At 54.5% G+C, this 17040-nt stretch carries 15 protein-coding genes; 12 read left to right on the forward strand and 3 right to left on the reverse strand.

Annotated features, from left to right (window positions below; all coding sequences use genetic code 11):
- From CMO10_RS17665 to argC, 5 genes are all read left to right on the forward strand, one after another.
- Positions 1-1350 (forward strand): hypothetical protein, encoded by a 1350-nt coding sequence (locus CMO10_RS17665; RefSeq protein WP_297024661.1) that lies wholly within the window; start codon positions 1-3, stop codon positions 1348-1350.
- A 109-nt stretch (positions 1351-1459) separates the two neighbouring features.
- Positions 1460-2113, forward strand: coding sequence for a sulfotransferase family 2 domain-containing protein (locus tag CMO10_RS17670; protein WP_297024662.1), 654 nt, complete (start codon positions 1460-1462; stop codon positions 2111-2113).
- A 51-nt stretch (positions 2114-2164) separates the two neighbouring features.
- Positions 2165-3016, forward strand: coding sequence for a CgeB family protein (locus tag CMO10_RS17675; RefSeq protein ID WP_297024663.1), 852 nt, complete (start codon positions 2165-2167; stop codon positions 3014-3016).
- Positions 3017-3027: 11 nt separating this feature from the next.
- Positions 3028-4374 (forward strand): hypothetical protein, encoded by a 1347-nt coding sequence (locus tag CMO10_RS17680; RefSeq protein WP_297024664.1) that lies wholly within the window; start codon positions 3028-3030, stop codon positions 4372-4374.
- 162 nt (positions 4375-4536) lie between these two features.
- A complete protein-coding gene (argC, locus tag CMO10_RS17685; RefSeq protein WP_297024665.1) occupies positions 4537-5583 on the forward strand; it encodes an N-acetyl-gamma-glutamyl-phosphate reductase in 1047 nt (348 codons plus the stop codon).
- Positions 5584-5677: 94 nt separating this feature from the next.
- On the opposite strand, the gene CMO10_RS17690 is transcribed toward argC, so the two are convergent.
- Complete coding sequence (locus CMO10_RS17690) at positions 5678-6547, reverse strand: substrate-binding periplasmic protein (protein WP_297024666.1); 870 nt, start codon at positions 6545-6547, stop codon at positions 5678-5680.
- A gap of 128 nt (positions 6548-6675) precedes the next feature.
- On the opposite strand from CMO10_RS17690, the gene CMO10_RS17695 reads away from it, so the two are divergent.
- The 3 genes from CMO10_RS17695 (at position 6676) to CMO10_RS17705 (ending at position 9661) form a co-directional block, all read left to right on the forward strand.
- Entirely contained in the window at positions 6676-7203 is a 528-nt protein-coding gene (locus CMO10_RS17695; protein WP_083952754.1) for a gamma carbonic anhydrase family protein, read from the forward strand.
- Between the two features lie 220 nt (positions 7204-7423).
- Positions 7424-8230 carry a substrate-binding periplasmic protein gene (locus CMO10_RS17700; RefSeq protein WP_297024667.1) on the forward strand — a complete coding sequence of 269 codons (807 nt, stop codon included), beginning with the start codon at positions 7424-7426 and terminating at the stop codon, positions 8228-8230.
- Between the two features lie 150 nt (positions 8231-8380).
- On the forward strand, positions 8381-9661 hold the full coding sequence (locus CMO10_RS17705; RefSeq protein ID WP_297024668.1) for a cytochrome-c peroxidase: 1281 nt from the start codon (positions 8381-8383) through the stop codon (positions 9659-9661).
- 3 nt (positions 9662-9664) lie between these two features.
- Here the strand turns inward: CMO10_RS17705 and CMO10_RS17710 are convergent, their stop codons facing one another.
- The gene (locus CMO10_RS17710; RefSeq protein WP_297024669.1) at positions 9665-10537 is read right to left on the reverse strand and encodes an NAD(P)-dependent oxidoreductase; all 873 of its coding nucleotides are present in this window, start codon (positions 10535-10537) and stop codon (positions 9665-9667) included.
- 133 nt (positions 10538-10670) lie between these two features.
- Between CMO10_RS17710 and CMO10_RS17715 the strand changes: the two genes are divergently transcribed.
- Positions 10671-11513, forward strand: coding sequence for a hypothetical protein (locus tag CMO10_RS17715; protein WP_297024670.1), 843 nt, complete (start codon positions 10671-10673; stop codon positions 11511-11513).
- A gap of 86 nt (positions 11514-11599) precedes the next feature.
- Here the strand turns inward: CMO10_RS17715 and CMO10_RS17720 are convergent, their stop codons facing one another.
- Positions 11600-13402, reverse strand: a complete 1803-nt coding sequence (locus tag CMO10_RS17720) for a PHA/PHB synthase family protein (RefSeq protein WP_297024671.1) — start codon at positions 13400-13402, stop codon at positions 11600-11602.
- Between the two features lie 331 nt (positions 13403-13733).
- On the opposite strand from CMO10_RS17720, the gene CMO10_RS17725 reads away from it, so the two are divergent.
- The 3 genes from CMO10_RS17725 to CMO10_RS17735 all read left to right on the forward strand — a co-directional run.
- Positions 13734-14978: an OmpA family protein gene (locus CMO10_RS17725; protein ID WP_297024672.1), complete on the forward strand. Its 1245-nt coding sequence runs from the start codon at positions 13734-13736 to the stop codon at positions 14976-14978.
- Between the two features lie 330 nt (positions 14979-15308).
- Positions 15309-16550: an LL-diaminopimelate aminotransferase gene (locus CMO10_RS17730; RefSeq protein ID WP_297024673.1), complete on the forward strand. Its 1242-nt coding sequence runs from the start codon at positions 15309-15311 to the stop codon at positions 16548-16550.
- Between the two features lie 122 nt (positions 16551-16672).
- Positions 16673-17040, forward strand: a 368-nt coding sequence (locus CMO10_RS17735) for a Gfo/Idh/MocA family oxidoreductase (protein ID WP_297024674.1), incomplete at its 3' end; no start/stop codon positions are given.

Here is a 17040-nt window from a genome sequence, read left to right on the forward strand (position 1 = left end):
GTGAACGAAGGAAAGAAATCCATTAATTATTCTAACTTGGTTGATCCGGCATTCTACGCCTCTTGCTATCAGTTTGCATTGGACCAAACAGCATTACCTGCAGATGTGCACTTTTCGAGGTTCGGTGCTAAACGGGGGTGGATGCCAAGGGCCAACGTTGATCCTTGTGCGCTTGCGGTACTAAAGAGCGCGGGTGACGTCGCCGAAGGGCTTGATAGCCTTGATGAAAACACCATTGGCAGTGCCTATACAGTTAATCAGTTGGCCAGGCTTTTGCCATCGCATTCTGAAACAGGTCCCGTGGACTTTGGTGGTGGTGGCGCCGTTGACATGTTCTCTGCCGAAGAAGTTCGTAAAAATCGCGCTGCCGCCAATCAGTTTGGCAAAGCCCAGACGCAAAGTGTTGAAATCGGAGACGCTGGTTACCAGCTGATCTGCCCCGATGTCAGTGTGCTATTGCAGAAACTGGAAAGTGGAGAACCATTTTCCAGTGTCAAATTGCCGCATGGCCTTTGGGACGCAGTTGCGTTTTCAGAACGTCTTGGGGGAGCACTGCGCAACAGTAAGGATTTCGAGTGTCTTACCTATACTCAAATTCGCTACCTTGGCCGGCGTTGGGCAAGAAAGTTGACGCCGAACAACGGCTGCCTGGTCGAAGGGTTTATTGACGATCTGTTCTCTGTTCTTTCTGAAAAAAATCGACCTGAAAATGCTTATATCGGCTTGGCTCTAAAAGGGTTTCCAACCCATGATGGCCGTTTGTGGCACATTCCAGGAGACCATCAGGATAAACTCGCGGCGAGATTTTCTTCAATTAGTCAATATTTTGAGGATGGATACCGGTTTTGGGACGGGACGCTTTTCAAGCGTTACGCAATCAGCGGCAGTCTTCCGGCGATTATGGACGCGGTCAGAAAACGCCCATCAATCCTTATCGCGTCACAAAAGCTCGATGTTTTGCCCCAGCGGTTGAATATGCCGCTGATGGGGCACTACAAGATCCCGCCAAGCAATATCCACAGCCACAGATACGAAGTGTTCAACCACCTTTGTCAAGCAATCGAGGGCATGAAGCAACGTTTTGACAGTTCGCCTGTGGTTATTTCTCAGGCGGGTGGCTCTTTTGCATTTTGGTTGCTTACGCGTTTACAGCGTCAGTTTCCTGAAGCGACCTTCATGGATATGGGGCAGGCATTGAATATCTGGGTTCTGGACCGTCAGGGACCGATGCCGTGGCTTAAAATATATGCAGAATCAATTGTTCGAAATTGTGGGCTTGGCGCTTACTACAAAGCGCTAGGTCATGCAGATGTGCTTCAAAAATTCGATCCGGCCGCTGTGCTTGATTAATACCGGGATCGATTGAATTTTCAGTTATACTGTTATTTGTTAAGGCAAGTCGGAGCACAGTTGATTTTAGGAAAAGTCGATTCATGTCTGTTAATTGAGGATACTATGAATGCCAATCATTCGTTCGGGAAATAAAGTCGCTTATTTTTCACACATTCCTAAATGTGCTGGATCGGCAATTGAGGCCTATATACATAAATCTGGCAAAGCTCAGCTTTCTTTTTTGGATAACCGTTTTTTGTCTCATCAGCCTCAAACTCTATGGACAAAGTCTTCTCCGCAGCATGTGGATGGGGTGTCTTTGGCACGGCTGTTTCCGTCAGCATCATTCTTTGATTTGTTTTTTGCGGTAATACGCAATCCATATGATCGTTTGAAAAGCGCATACAAGTTTCAAAAATATGTCGAGCGTAAAATTACCGCGGACGTGGACTTCAAAAAGTTCGTTTTGTCACTTGATGAGGGGGCGATTAATACCATCGGTCTGAATGATAACCATTTCTTGCCGCAATACAGGTTATTCTATCCGAAGGCACCGTACATGGTGTTCAAATTGGAAGAAGGTCTGGAACCTGTAAAAAAATGGCTGGATCTCCACCTTTTCGGTGAAGAACAACCGTATGAAATTGGGGTTGTTAATGACTTTTCCAAGCGAGGCATCAAAGTTGATGAGGATCTGTCTTGGGATCCTGAGATGCGTGAAGTTGTCTCTAAGCTATACAAACTGGACTTCGAGTTGTTCGGCTATGAGACGGGGCTCTAATCATTCAACCTTGGTTGATCCGTATATCAATTTAACAGGACCATTAGTTTAATGAATACGCCTTACAACATCTGCATCGTCCAACCTCCGGGCTATATTCATTCTCTGGCGTTTGCAGAACTGGCTGAGCTTTTGATGTATTCTATCCGGGAGGCGGGGCATCCGGCGCAGATCCAGACCAATCAGTTTGTGCAAGGTGGCGTCAACGTCATTGTCGGGGCGCATTTGCTTGATGTTTCGGCGTTGCGTGCGGTGCCGGAAGGGACTGTGGTCCTCAATACCGAGCAGCTCACAGGCGTTGGTGAGAACTGGCGCGAGCAGCTCACCGGGTGGTTCCAGTCCGGTCTGGAGGTCTGGGATTACAGCCCGGCCAATATCGAGGTCATCAAGGCCCTTGGCGTCGAAAATGTGCGCTATCTTCCTATCGGTTATCAGAAGGAACTTCAGCGCATCGACATTACGGTCGAGCAGGATATTGATGTTCTGTTTTACGGTTCGCTCAATGAACGCCGGCGCGAGATTTTCAATCAGATCGAAGCCAAAGGCCTGAATCTTAAGGTTCTGATGGGGGTTTATGGCAAGGATCGTGATCAGTGGATTGCGCGATCGAAAGTCGTCCTGAACCACCATTACTACGAAAGCCAGATTTTCGAAATCGTGCGCGTTTCCTACCTTTTGACCAATGCCAAGGCCGTGGTGGCCGAGGTTAATCCGGAAACCGTTATTGATGACCGCTTCCGCAAAGGGGTGGTTGACGTACCCTATGCCGGCTTGGTCGATGCAGTGTGTGATCTGGTGGGAGATACCACCAAACGCAAGGCGCAGCAGCGTCGCGCGCTCAACAGCATCATCAAATATCCGCAGGTCGACTTCACCAGACCGCTTCTGGAATACACGCATTAAGGCTGACCGACATGGCCCGAGCACACACGCGTTTGAAATTTGCTGCGTGCCGTGCCGGTGCAATGGCTGTGCTTGTCTGCGTCATCGCGTTTACATCAGTTCATCCTGCATTTGCGCAGGATCTCTCGCAAGTTCTATATCGCTTTGAAAACCGGGCGCTGACACTGGGTCGCTATGGCGCGGTGGCAGTATTTCAGGAGCGGCTGTTTGCAAAGGCGGCGAATTGTGCAGGGAAATCGGGCAGCACCTACGGCCCGCCTGACGGGATTGTCGGGGCGAAGACGCGGCAGGCGATTGTTGATCTTCAACCCTGTCTGAACGCGTCCGTGCGCGCCGCTGTCGGGACTGAGAGCTATGGGGCAATCACTATCGGGATTTGGCGGTTGTTGATGCCTGCCCAGCTGCCGCCGCCCGATGCGACCACACGCGCCAACCACCTGACCTTTGCACTGGAGGGCACGGACTATGACGTCATCCAGTTTAATTTCTGTCAGTCGAAAAATCCGCGGAGCGGCAAGACCTTTCTTGAAGGTGATCCTTATTGCCATACCAATGATCCACGTGCCTATCTGACATGGGGGCCACGCGGAGCGACCGCCGGGGCAGGGGCGGAGATCCAGCAGATCCTTTTTGCGGCCGAGCGCGCCAATCCCGGCTTGCTGCAAAACGCGTTCGGACCGTTTACCGAAGATATGCACCGTCTGGCACTTGGCAATAACGATGCGGCCTTTGATGTGCTATGTGCGATCTGGGTTGATGATGCGAAACGGAACGCCTTTGAAAAGCGGTTTGCTGCCTATGGCGCGCGGCCGGAAGTACAGGCCGCCTATCACCGGGTCTATGACGCGGCCAATGCCGATGGCGGCAAGATTGCGCGATTTTTCAAACTATATAACTCCTTAAAGCCGGTGATAAAGCGTGATCCGACCGAGATTGATCTGGCGTTTTTCATCGACCGCGCAACCCACGGATCGGTGCCGCCGGGCAATATCAGCGACCTTGTCGATCGCATGACGAAGTTCGCCACGCGAACGCGTGATGTGCCAAGCCCGGGGGAGCTTCGCAAACAACTGGCGGCCTGGCTGCCGACCCACCACAAATACAATGATCGGCTCGCACGCGATGCGATTTTTCTGGTTGATGATCCCGATGTGGTCGTGTCGGACGCCCATCACCGCATGTGGTTGCAACGGTCCGGTTTGAAGGCGAGTGACTTTGGCCTTTCTGACAGCCGGCATGTCGCGAGTTATCCGGTGGCCCCACCGACCGGGTACGAGAAGATCGAGAAATTCTATACCGTTTTGCCCGAGGATAAGCGCGCCTGCCCCGACACAGTGCGCCGTGCCCGCAAAAAATAGGCTATGATGATCTGAACCCATGAGCAAAGCGCATGGGGAAGTTGCAGATTATCAGGGATATTTGCCGCCTAATTGCTTGCATCTCCGGGGCTTGTTTGCCAACATCCGCGCGTTATCACTGCCTGCTTATGAGCAGGTGTCTAATATGGAGTAGGAATTGAAATGAGCGACGTTAAGGTCAAAGTCGGAATTCTCGGTGCCAGTGGCTATACCGGGGCGGAACTGGTTCGCATTCTTGCGCATCATAACGCCGCGGAAATTACCCTGTTGACCGCAGACCGACGCGCCGGACGTCCGTTCGGGGAAGTTTTCCCGCATCTTGCCCATATTGATCTGCCGACCATGATCAAGATCGAGGACGCAGACTGGTCGACCGTCGATCTGATTTTCTGCGCGCTACCGCATGGCACGACCCAGGAGGTCATTGCCGGGCTGCCGGAACATGTGAAGGTCGTCGACCTGTCGGCTGACTTCCGCCTGTTTGATGCTGCGACCTATAAGGAATGGTATGGCGCAGAACACGCAGCCCAGGACCTTCAGAAAGAGGTCGTCTATGGCCTGACCGAGCTGCATCGTGAAAAAATCAAGTCGGCCCGTGTGGTTGCCAATCCGGGCTGCTATCCGACGCCGGTGCAACTGGCGCTGACACCGCTTCTTGAAAGCAAGATGGTGCATGCGGAAGATATCATCATTGATGCCAAATCCGGTGTGACCGGAGCTGGTCGTGCGCCCAAGGAAATGACGCTGTATGCCGAAGTGACCGAAGGCATTCATGCCTATGGCACCGGTGGGCACCGCCACGCACCCGAGATTGAGCAGGGTCTTGCCTGGGCCTGCGGCAGTGATGTTGTGGTGAACTTTTCCCCGCATCTGATGCCGATGAGCCGCGGCATCCTTGAATCCATCTATGTCAAAATGACCGATGGCACCACGGCTGAAGACATTCAGGCAGCCCTTGAAAAACGTTTCGCGGATGAGCCGTTTGTCCGTGTTCTGCCATTTGGCGTCACGCCGCAGACCCGCCACGTGCGTGGCTCGAACTATGTTCTGATGGGGGTGGTCAAGGACCGTGTGCCGGGCCGGGTGATCATCGTTGCGGTCGAAGACAACCTTGTCAAAGGCGCATCCGGTCAGGCGGTTCAGAACATGAACGTCATGCTGGGTCTGCCCGAAACCATGGGGCTTGAGATCGAACCGCTGTTCCCGTAACAGCCAAAGAATACATCATTCAAAAAGGGCGCCATTTCGTGATGGTGCCCTTTTTCGTTTGCAAGGCCAACTCGCCAAAACCGTTCAATCGGTTCTAGTTGAGCTCACTCGACGGATTGATGTCGTAAAGATCGGCTGCCGGCCAGTATTCCTTGTGGACGCGCGCAATGAAGCCCTCGGCGTGAAGGTCGGTCATGATCTGGCTGATATAATCGCGTCTATCCATCAACGGGGAGCGCCGCGATACTGCAAGATGGATATCGTTGCGGTTGCTGCTCCGATAGGGTGCCTTGGCGATGATATTACCAAGACCGGCACGCCGGATCTGATAATCCGCATTGGCGTCAGAGCCGACAATGGCATCGACCCGCTGGGCGGCCAGCATTCGGATCAAAAGAACTTCGCTGTTGGCTTCGACCTTTTCAAGGCGATCATCGCTGTCGAACGGTTCGAAATAACGTGAATCAACCACAGCCCCGACCGTCAGGCCGGTCAAATTGCCATAGTCGGAAATCGTCACCGGGTTATTGCGGTTATAGTAAAAGACCGGTGTGACGCGGCTATAGGGTGGTTTGATGTAATGCGCATATTCGGCACGCTCCGGCGTGTAGGCGATGCTGGTCATGATATCAATATCGCCGGTTTCAAGCATCCTCAGGCAGCGCCGCCAGGGGCAGGTCACTGGTTGGAGTTCCAGATCAAGTCGTTTGGCGACTTCGGTCATGATGGCGCGGTCAATGCCGTGCTGTTTGCCATTCCGACCTTCGATGGCAAACGGTTCCCAGATGGAAAAGGTCACGCGCAGCGTGCTGCGAACATGATCATGCGCCATATCAAGTGTGTGGCTGCGCGAACTCGATGGGGAGACGAGGAAGCCAGCGTAAAGGATTGCTGCTGCAAGAAGTGACAGCCAGCAGGTTTTATGTCGTCTGAAAGGGATGCGTGCCGTTGCAGGGGAAGGCATGAGCATCTTTCTTTTTGATGGGTTTCCTTTTTGACATGTTAGAACTTAAACTTGAAAATCAAGATGCGCGACGCCCTCGGGTTTCGGGGGCGCATCGCGGAATTGCTGAATTTGAAAGGTCCCGAACCATGCGCCTGTCCTATCGCGGGGTGAAGCCCACCATCGATGAAACTGCCTTCATTGCCCCCAATGCGACCATCATTGGCGATGTCGAAATCGGGGCGGAGACCGGCATCTGGTTTGGTTGTGTCATTCGTGGCGATGTGCATGAAATCCGCATCGGGTCGCGCACCAATATTCAGGATCTGACCATGGTGCATGTCGCCAAGGGCAAGTTTGGCACCTACATCGGCGATGATGTCACCATTGGCCATTCCGCCATCATTCATGCCTGCACGCTTGAAGATCGAAGCTTTGTCGGCATGGGGGCGACTGTCATGGATGGCTGCGTGATCGAGCAGGGCGGTATGCTGGGCGCCAATGCGCTTCTCGCACCGGGCAAACGCATTCCGGCGGGAGAGCTTTGGGCCGGTGTACCGGCGCGCAAGGTGCGCGACCTGACGCAGGAAGAAATCGAGTTCTTCAAGGTATCGGCTGATCGCTATGCCGATCTGGCACAGGAATATGTCAAATCCATCCCCGAGGATCTGGCCTGAGGCGCGAAAGCGCTTTCAAACGCCCATCGCCATGGCGAAATGACCGAGGCGCGCTCGCGGAACTCTTTGACAGCGGGGCAATTTTACGCATCATCTTATGATATGAGGGTATGAAGCGTCGTTTCTGACGTATGAAGATCATCAGACACACCACCGATAAGCGCGGCAAAACGCGACAAAAATAGGTGTGCTGATCCAGACTTGGAGTGGGGTTAAACATATGACGGCCTGGCGATTATTGCCATGCATGGTCGTGATGCTCGTTCTGTTTGCCGGGGGTATGCAAACAGGGCAGGCAGAGCCGATTAGCGATTGTTCGCGACCGCTGCTTGTTCGTGCTTCGGAAACCTATAGTCCGTTTAGCATGAAGGATGAGAACGGCTTCGCGGTTGGCATCGACAATGTCTTTATTTCCAAGGTTTTGAAATCACTCGGCTGCGACATTCGTTTTATGTTCATGCCTTGGAAACGCTCTCTTTATGCCGTAAAGCACGGCGATGTCGACATCCTGCCATCGGCTTCCTACACCGAGGAGCGGGCAAAGTACGGTCTGTTTTCAGTACCTTACCGCAATGACGTGATCGGTTTTGTCGTGCGCAATGGCGATGCCGGGCGGATCGGGCTTTCCAGTCTGGATGATGTGATTGCCCAGAACCTTGTGATCGGGCATGTGCGCAGTGCCTATCGCGGTGAAGCGTTTGAGGAATTCAAGAACAGCCCCGAAGGTTCCAAACATGTCAGCGACGTCTCGGTCGGCCCGCACGGCTTGCAGTTGCTGTTGGCCAACCGGGTGGATTTGCTGCTCGGCATTCCGGCGGCCTATGTTGCGCAGGCCGAACAGCAGGGCCTTGGCAGCACCGTCGAAGAACATCCCTTTATTCTGGCACGAGAACCCGTGCGCCTTATGTTTTCGGCAAAGACCATTGCCCCGGAACTGGCGCGCAAGATCAGTGAGGCGATCTGGAAAGAAACCAAAACCGCCGAATACAAAAAGATTTACGGTAATCAGGGTGTCGACCTGAACTAGGGCGGTGCGCGGACGGGCAGCTTGGCATTGACTTTTATCAAGGCGAAGCGCAACTGTGTGGGTGTAAATGCATAGCGTTCGCGATTGCAGTGCTGTCGTGAATGTTGCTGTCACATTTTTCGCGCGCATGACCAGATCAAAGTTTTTCCGATGCCTTACCAACTAAGCCGTACCCGAATTCGTTTTGCCGTTCTGACCGTCCTTTTGGGGGCGGGCGCAGGCAGTCCTGCCATGGCCGAAGATGCATCGGCAATGCTGCAGCGTCTTGCGCATGCGAATGAGTTGGCGAAAGCCGGAATATCGGAAATCGCCGCCGCATCAGATGCCGAGACACCGTTTGCGACCAAGGCACAGCTTGGCGAGGCGCTTTATTTCGATACCAACCTGTCGGCTAATCGCACCATGTCGTGCGCGACCTGCCACGATCCGTCACTGGCGTTTCGTGATCCGCGGATTGATGTCGCAGGCGGCGCGTTTTCATTGGGTGATGACGGCAAAAGCCTTGGGGACCGGAATGCGCCGACAGCGGCCTACGCCAAGTTTTCCCCGTCATTCCATGTCCGTGAAGATGGCGTTGCCGTAGGCGGGCAGTTCTGGGACGGGCGGGCGATGGATCTGGCCGAGCAAGCCGGTGGGCCGCCGCTTAACCCGATTGAAATGGGCATGCCTGATAAGGCCAGCGTGGTTGAGCGCCTGCGCGAGGACGACGATTATGTTGCAGGCTTCAAGGCGCTGTTTGGCGAAGATGTCTGGTCGGATAGCGATCAGGCCTATGCCGCTATGACCAAGGCAATTGCCGCCTTCGAGGAAGACGATCAGTTCGCACCATTCGATAGCAAATATGACTGGTTCCTGCGCGGTGAATACAAAATGACGCCGCAGGAAGAGCTTGGCCGTGTCCTGTTCTTTTCGCAGCAATTCACCAACTGCAACACCTGCCACATGCTTAAAACCAGCCCGACGGCAGAAGGCGAAACCTTCACCAATTACGAGTTCCACAATATCGGGGTGCCGCGCAACGTTGCGACGCGTGATGTTTTGAAGAAGGACGTCGCATTTACCGATAACGGCTTGCTTGATAATGCTGCCATAGAAGACCCGGCCTATCGCGGCAAATACAAAACCCCGTCACTGCGCAACGTCGCGGTGACCGGGCCTTATATGCATAACGGCGTCTTTGCCGATCTTGAGACAGTTGTCAGGTTCTATAACAAATATAACAGCAAGGCCGAGATCAATCAGACCAACCCGGAAACGGGCGCGCCGTGGGGTGAGCCGGAAGTTTTGGAAACCATATCGCTGACCGAGCTTGAAAAGGGCGATGCGCTTGATAGCCAGCGAATTGATGCGATTGTGGCCTTCCTGAAAACACTGACCGATGCGCGTTATGAGCCGCTGCTGGACAAGCAGGAAACCGCAAGCAGCAACTAGGTCCTAGCGTTTCAGGGTTTCGATCACCGCACTTTGTGCCAGATCGCCGAAGCCTTCTTTGGTGGCTGTTTCAAATACGCCACTGGCGGCCTTTCCGACCGGAAGGGAAAGGCCGTATTCCTCGACCAGTTTCATGGCGTAGCTGGCATCCTTGCTGCGCAGGCCCGTGGTGAAGTGAATGCCTTCGTTGTGGTTGCCACTGAGCAGGCCGGGCATGACCATAAGGCCGGTCGGGCTGGCATTGGCGCCAATTTCAAAGGTTTCTGCGACTTTGTTGCCATCCAGTCCGGCTTTTTGCGCAACCGCGACCAGCTCTGCGGCAGCGGCGATATGAACAGCGCCCAAAAGGTTGTGCATCAGTTTGTAAACCGTCCCCGCACCAACCGGGCCGAAATGAACGATCTTCCGGCCGGTTGCTTCCATAAGCGGGTGGGCACGTTCGAGGTCATCATTGGCCGCACCAATCAGGAAAATGGTGTTGCCCAACTCGACGTCGGCGGGAACGCCGATCACGGGTGCATCGATATATCGGCAGCCGGCGGCTTCGATCTGCTTGGATAGTTCCAAAACAAACGCATGCGAAAGGGTCGAGCATTCAATCGCCAGCGCGCCTTTATCCATTGCTGCCAACGCACCCTCATTACCCAGCCAGACAGCTTCGGCAGCGGTGTCATCGGCCATAAAGGAAATCACGGTATCGCAGTTTCTGGCGACCTCGGCCGGGCTTGCGCAGGCAGTGGCGCCCAGTGCAACAAGCGGATCAATCTTGACCGGGTTTCTGTTCCAGACTTTGACTGTGAAGCCATGTGAAAGCAGGCGCTTGATCATTGCTGATGCCATACGCCCCGCGCCGAGAAAACCGATTGTCTGTTGCATGCCGAATTCGTTTCCGATGTCTGGTGTCTGATAATGTGGTGTTTGATTAAAGCAGCAGTTTGCCATCAATACACCATTGTCCTGTCCTGAATTAAAGGGATTATGGTGCCGCGATTGAAAACAGGGAAAGCATGTGAAGAGAAGCAAGGTTGTTTATGCCGCAATCATGATGGCGGGCATGTCATTGTGGTCCCAAGGCGCGTCGGCGGATTATATGCGCGGCGCACTAACCGCCGATGACAGTGGCCAGTTCTATTGCGAGGCTGCGAAGAACTGGTGTTTCGGGCTGGCGTCCGTGCAAGAAGATGCGGAGGGCAAAAGCGCGCCTGTTCTGGTCGTCATACATGAAGGCAACGAAATTGCCCGGCAGAAAATTGTTCTTGCCGATGCCAGCGAGGAGGAAGTTTTTGGTTGGCAGAAAACCGCCATCTGGCAAGCATGGATTTCCGGTCCCGCGCAGAGCGCACCTTTTCTGATTGGCATCACGCGGACCACCTCGGTTGGATATTCCGGTGGTGGGGCATCTGTTTCGATGCTGTCCCTTGTCCGGGTTGATCCCGGTGCCATGGACGCGAAAACACAGCGCCCGCCAAGCTTTGACGTGGTCGGGATGCTGCCGATCCAGTCATCGAAAATGATCCGCGCCTGTTTTAGCGAGCAGGACGTGCTGGACCGCCAGGAACACTGCCATGATGTCTATGAGTTTGATGCCGATATCACGCCGATCCGGCTGGGCGATGGGGAAGGGATGGATGACTTGCCAGCCCTGCAGTATCAGGCACGCGCATCGAAATTCCCGCGATGGGCTGATCTGACGAAAGACTCAACGACCATGCCACCACTTGAGGCACAGGATCTGGTCGCAGCCCCGGACCCGGATTGCAGCTTTGATCGGGTGTTGGGTTTTGATAGCGATGCGCGGACCTATCAGATCGACATTCCGGCTGACGACTGCAGCACCTATTGGGTGCCATAGGGCGGAAAAGCCCGCTACAAAACAAAGACGCGCAGTTTGATCGCTGCGCGTCTTTTTGGTTTGTCCGGTGCGGTGGCCAATTGTCGTTACGACAGGGTCACCTTGACATACTCGCCCGGTGCCGGACCAAGCACCTTGAGCTTTCCATCGCCCGGTTTGCGGGCATCGACCTTGCCACCGGCACGGCGGCCGACCCAATTTTGCCAGTCGGTCCACCAGGACCCGTCATGCTGGGCGGCCTTGGCCATCCAGTCTTCGGGGTTGGCCGGATTGCGGTTATAGGTCCAGTAGCAATATTTCTTGGCGGCCGGCGGATTGACGACACCGGCGATATGGCCCGATGCCGACAGGACGAATTTGACCTGGCCCGACATCAACTGGGTGCCGGCATAGGTCGCCTGCCATGGCGCGATATGGTCTTCGCGGGTGGACAGGAAATAGACCGGTACCTTGATATCGCGCAGATCAATCGGCTCGCCGAACATCTTGATGCCGCCCGGTTCGCGCAGCAGGTTCTTGTTGTACATGTTGCGCAGATAGAAGCTGTGCATCGCCTTGGGCATGCGGGTGGAATCGGAATTCCAGTACAACAGATCAAACGGGAACGGATCCTTGCCCAGCATGTAGTTGGACACCACGAACGACCAGATCAGGTCATTGGCGCGCAGCATGTTAAACGACATCGCCATGTCGCGGCCATCCAGATAGCCTTCCTTCGACATGTTGCGTTCCAGGCTTTCGATCTGTTCATCATCAACAAAGACAGAAAGCTCGCCCGGTTTTTCAAAGTCTGTCAGCGTGGTCAGGAAGGTTGCCGACTTGATCCGTTCATCCCCGACTTTGGCCATATAGGCAAGGGTCGAGCTGAGCAACGTACCGCCAAGGCAATAGCCAATCGCGTTGACTTCCTTCTCGCCGGTGGCCTTTTCGATCATATCAAGGGCGGCAAGGATGCCCTCCTTGGCGTAATCTTCGAATGATTTTTCGGCCAGTTTGCTGTCCGGGTTGACCCAGGAGAGCACAAACACCGTGTGGCCCTGATCAACGGCCCATTTGATGAAGGAGTTTTCCGGGCGCAGATCAAGAATGTAATATTTGTTGATCCATGGCGGAACGATCACAAGAGGGCGTTTGGCGACCTTGTCGGTGCTGGGCGTGTATTGCAGAAGCTCCATCAACGGCGTCTTGCCGATCACCGATCCTTCGGTGGTGGCGACGTTTTCGCCAACCTTGAAAGCATCAAGGTCGGTCATGCGGATCTGAAGCTTGCCCTTGCCGCGTTCAAGATCACCCAGCAGGTTCTGCAAACCCTTCAGCAGGTTTTCACCACCGGTTTCAATCGTGGTGCGCAGCACTTCCGGGTTGGTCATCAGGAAGTTGGTTGGCGAAATCGCATCGACGAATTGGCGGGGATAGAATTCGACCTTCTGGGCGGTTTTGTCATCAAGCCCGTCGACGTCATGGACAACGTTTTGCATCCATTGAGAGGACAGCAAATATGACTGCTTGATGAAATCAAACAGCTCGTTGTTTTCCCATGCCTCGTCACGGAATCGACGATCGCCCTTTTGCGGGGAGACGACCGGTTCGGCTTCTTCGCCCAGCATACGCAGCGTCGTGTTGTGCCAAAGCGTATAATATTGCTGCCAGAGTTCCATCTGCGCTTCGACGAGCTTGACCGGATTTTGCATCATATGCGTGGTCAATTCAGCGAAGGCGGAGCCGATATTAAGCGGATCCGGGTCCGAGATTTCCGGGTCTTCTGCCTGTTTTGCAAGGAAGTCAGAGACAAGTCGTTGACTTCTTTCGGCAATTTCTGCCATTGCTGCAGAGAGCTTTTCGGGATCCGGATGTTTGTTTTCAGTTTCGATGGCCTGTTGATCGCTCATGGGGCATTCCCTTATGATACCGCCGCAGGATACTTCGTAACTTCAGAACGTTTTGGCGTCTTTGCAATATCGCAAGACTTTTGACGTTTTATGTTCCGGGTATCCGATTGACGTTCCGGGTTGAAACTTTGCTTGATCCCAAGCTTATCATGGCCTTAGCCTAGCGCGTCGTTTAGGGGTAGTACAAGAATTATAAGGTGACGTTTTTGCGGAATATTTTGATGCAGGCGTCGTCCAACTGAATTTGGAGCAGCGAAAACAAATGGGCGTTCTGAAATCAACGACCGGGCAGGGGTCGTGGCAGGAGACTGCAAGGGGAAAGCTGCGGGCATTGCTGCAGACGGGGTCTGCCCTGGCTGTGGTGCTGACACTTGGCGCCTGTTCTTCTGTTCCTGATGCGATCAACCCGGTTGAGTGGGGCAAATCCGTCGGTGACATGTTTGATGGCGAAGACGAAGAAGCCGCCGTCAAATCCGACGAAGCGATCCCGGGGGAAGACGGGGAATACCCAAGCCTTTCAGACACGCCAGCCAAACCGGTTGTCACCGGCGATGCCGAACGTGATGCGCTGGTTGCCGGTCTGGCAGCCGACCGCCAGAATGCCCAGTATGAACAGGGTGGCCGCCGTCAAAGCAGCCCGCCTGTCAATGCGCTTCAGACCGCACCTGCTGCACCGGCGTCGCAGCCCGTGATCAATCCGGCCCCGACCACACCGGTCACAAGCAGTGCGATGGCCGATGCCGGAACCGCTGCCGCTGCGACGGCAACCACCAGTGCTGTAACCTCTGCACCAAGCGGTTCTTCGATTGCCGATGAATGGAATGCCAAGTCGGCTGCAAGCGGCCCGGTTCCGACACCGGAAGCCCCGCCTGCCGCACCGAGCGCAGCACAGGGTGATGCACGCGCGCAGCAGCTTGCCGTTTATGAAGCAGCCCAAGGGGCCGATGTAACGCCGTCTGGTGATCCGGTCATGGATCAGTATCAGCGCCGTCTGGCCGAAGGTCAGGGCGTATTTGCCAACGAACCGGCAACCCCATCGGCACAGGAATTTGATTATTCCGTGTATTCCGACAATGGCGCCGTGATTGTCGATGAAAGCCAGTTTGGCGGTGCAGAGCCGATGTATGGCGACTCCGCATCCTATGACATGACGGTCACCAATGATGCGCTGGCATCGCGCCTTGGTGTGCACTCGATCGATCAGGCTGGCCCGGCTGTCAGTGAAGTGCAGATCGCACAGATCCAGTTCGGTCATGGTTCGACCAACCTTGGCGGTGCGGATTACAATGTTCTTGAACAGGTTGCCGCGACCTGGCAGCAGACCAGCGGCTTTATCCGCGTGATCGGTCATGCGTCGATGCGCACTGGCAATATGTCGCTTGAACAGCATCTGGCGGTTAACCGTCGCGTGTCCGAAGGTCGTGCTGCGGCTGTGGTATCGCGCCTGCTGTCGCTGGGTGTCAGCCCGGATGCGATCTTTGTCGGTGCCGATGGCTCGGCCGATCCGCGCTACTATGAAGGCGTTCCTGCCGGTGAAGCCGGTAACCGCCGTGTCGAGATTTATCTGGATTACTGATCACCTCGATCAGACGAATTCAGGGCCTTACAGCAAAACGCGGAAGGATTTCTCCTTCCGCGTTTTTGCGTTTGGGGCCGAGCGTGTGCGGAAAAGACCCGGTTTGTGCCGTCAATCTGTCGTCACTCGGTCCCGCGGATGCCGCAAATCGCGTTTATGCGTAGTTTCCGCACATTAATTCGTTGTGTCCGATTTCAAGAAACGGTAGATCATTCGAATTGTACGCTATTAATGGCCTGAATATCGGGCCTTAACGCAACTTTTGGAAATTCAAGGATGTGCTTTTCGCATAAAATTCGAATTTCGGCAATTTGACGAGGAAACAGGATAATGTCTCAGGAGTTCCACCGCATAAAACGTCTTCCGCCTTATGTATTCGCAGAAGTAAATGCGATGAAGGCGGCAGCGCGTCGAGCGGGGGAGGACATTATCGACTTCGGCATGGGAAACCCGGACCCGGCGACCCCACAGCATATCGTCGACAAGCTGGTTGAAACGGTGCAGAACCCGCGCACCCATGGTTATTCTATGTCGCGCGGCATTCCGGGCCTGCGTAAGGCGCTGGCTGCTTATTACGATCGTCGTTTTGGCGTGGATATTGATCCGGAAACCGAAACCGTCGTCACGCTCGGCTCTAAGGAAGGTTTAGCAAACCTGGCGGCCGCCATCACCAGCCCCGGCGATATCTTTTTGGTGCCCAACCCGTCCTATCCGATCCATGCATTTGGTTTCATCATCGCAGGCGCGGCACTCCGCCATATTCCGATTGGCCATGATGATCAGGGCGCGTTCAATACCGAAAGCTTTATGGAGCAGCTCCATCGCGCGGTGAAACACTCGGTACCGAAGCCAAGTGCCGTGGTGCTGAACTTCCCGGCCAACCCGACTGCCCTTGTGGTCGATCTGGCGTTTTATCAGGAAGTCGTCGATTTCTGCCGCAAGCATGAGATTTATGTGCTGTCGGATATCGCCTATTCCGAGATCTATTTTGATGGCAACCCGCCGCCCTCGATCCTGCAGTGCAAGGGGGCAAAGCATATCGCCGTTGAATTCTATTCGCTGTCAAAAACCTATTCGATGGCGGGCTGGCGCATCGGCTTTGCCACGGGCAACAAGAAGCTGATCAATGCGCTGACCCGGATCAAGTCATACCTTGACTACGGCGCCTTTACCCCGGTCCAGGTGGCGGCAACAGCCGCCCTTAATGGCCCGCAGGATTGTGTGGAGGAATTCCGCAACCTGTACCGCGAACGCCGCGATATCTTTATCGAAGGCGCGCAAAGTGCCGGTTGGGAAATCCCGAGCCCGGCGGCAACCATGTTTGCCTGGGCACCGATCCCCGATGCCTTTGCCGAACTGGGGTCGCTTGATTTCTCAAAGCTTCTTTTGCAGGAAGCAGGCGTTGCCGTCGCGCCGGGTCTTGGCTTTGGCGAGTATGGTGATCGCCATGTGCGTATTGCGCTGGTGGAAAACAAACACCGCATCCGTCAGGCCAACCGCAACATCAAACAGTTCTTTGCCAAATGTCCTGATGCAGAATCTGCACGTGAACTGTTGAAGAAATCCGTCTGATATCTCATAAAGCATTCTGTGTTTCGCCCGGGACATGTCCCGGGCGTTCTGTTATCAGGACGCTGTGGCCTTTTTTGACCACGGGCGAAGCGTAAGATGTAACCACGCGACAAGGAGTTATCGTGAAAGACGTCGTCAAAATCGGTGTGGCAGGCCTTGGTACGGTCGGTGCCGGAACCGTTAAACTGCTGAGTGAACATCGCGACCTTCTGACCGACCGTTCGGGTCGCCAGATCGTCGTCACAGCGGTATCGGCGCGTGATCGAACTCGGGACCGTGGTTTTTCGACCGAAGGTCTGACCTGGTACGACGATGCCCGTGATCTTGCTGCGGACAAGGATATCGACATTCTTGTCGAGCTGATTGGTGGATCGGATGGCATTGCCTATGACACCTGCAAGGCGGCCCTTGAAAACGGCAAGCATGTTGTGACCGCCAACAAGGCGCTGATCGCACTTAAGGGCGCGGAACTGGCCCAGGTTGCCGATGC

Origin of the sequence: Thalassospira sp. (genome assembly GCF_002709775.1) — a bacterium.
GTDB lineage: Bacteria > Pseudomonadota > Alphaproteobacteria > Rhodospirillales > Thalassospiraceae > Thalassospira.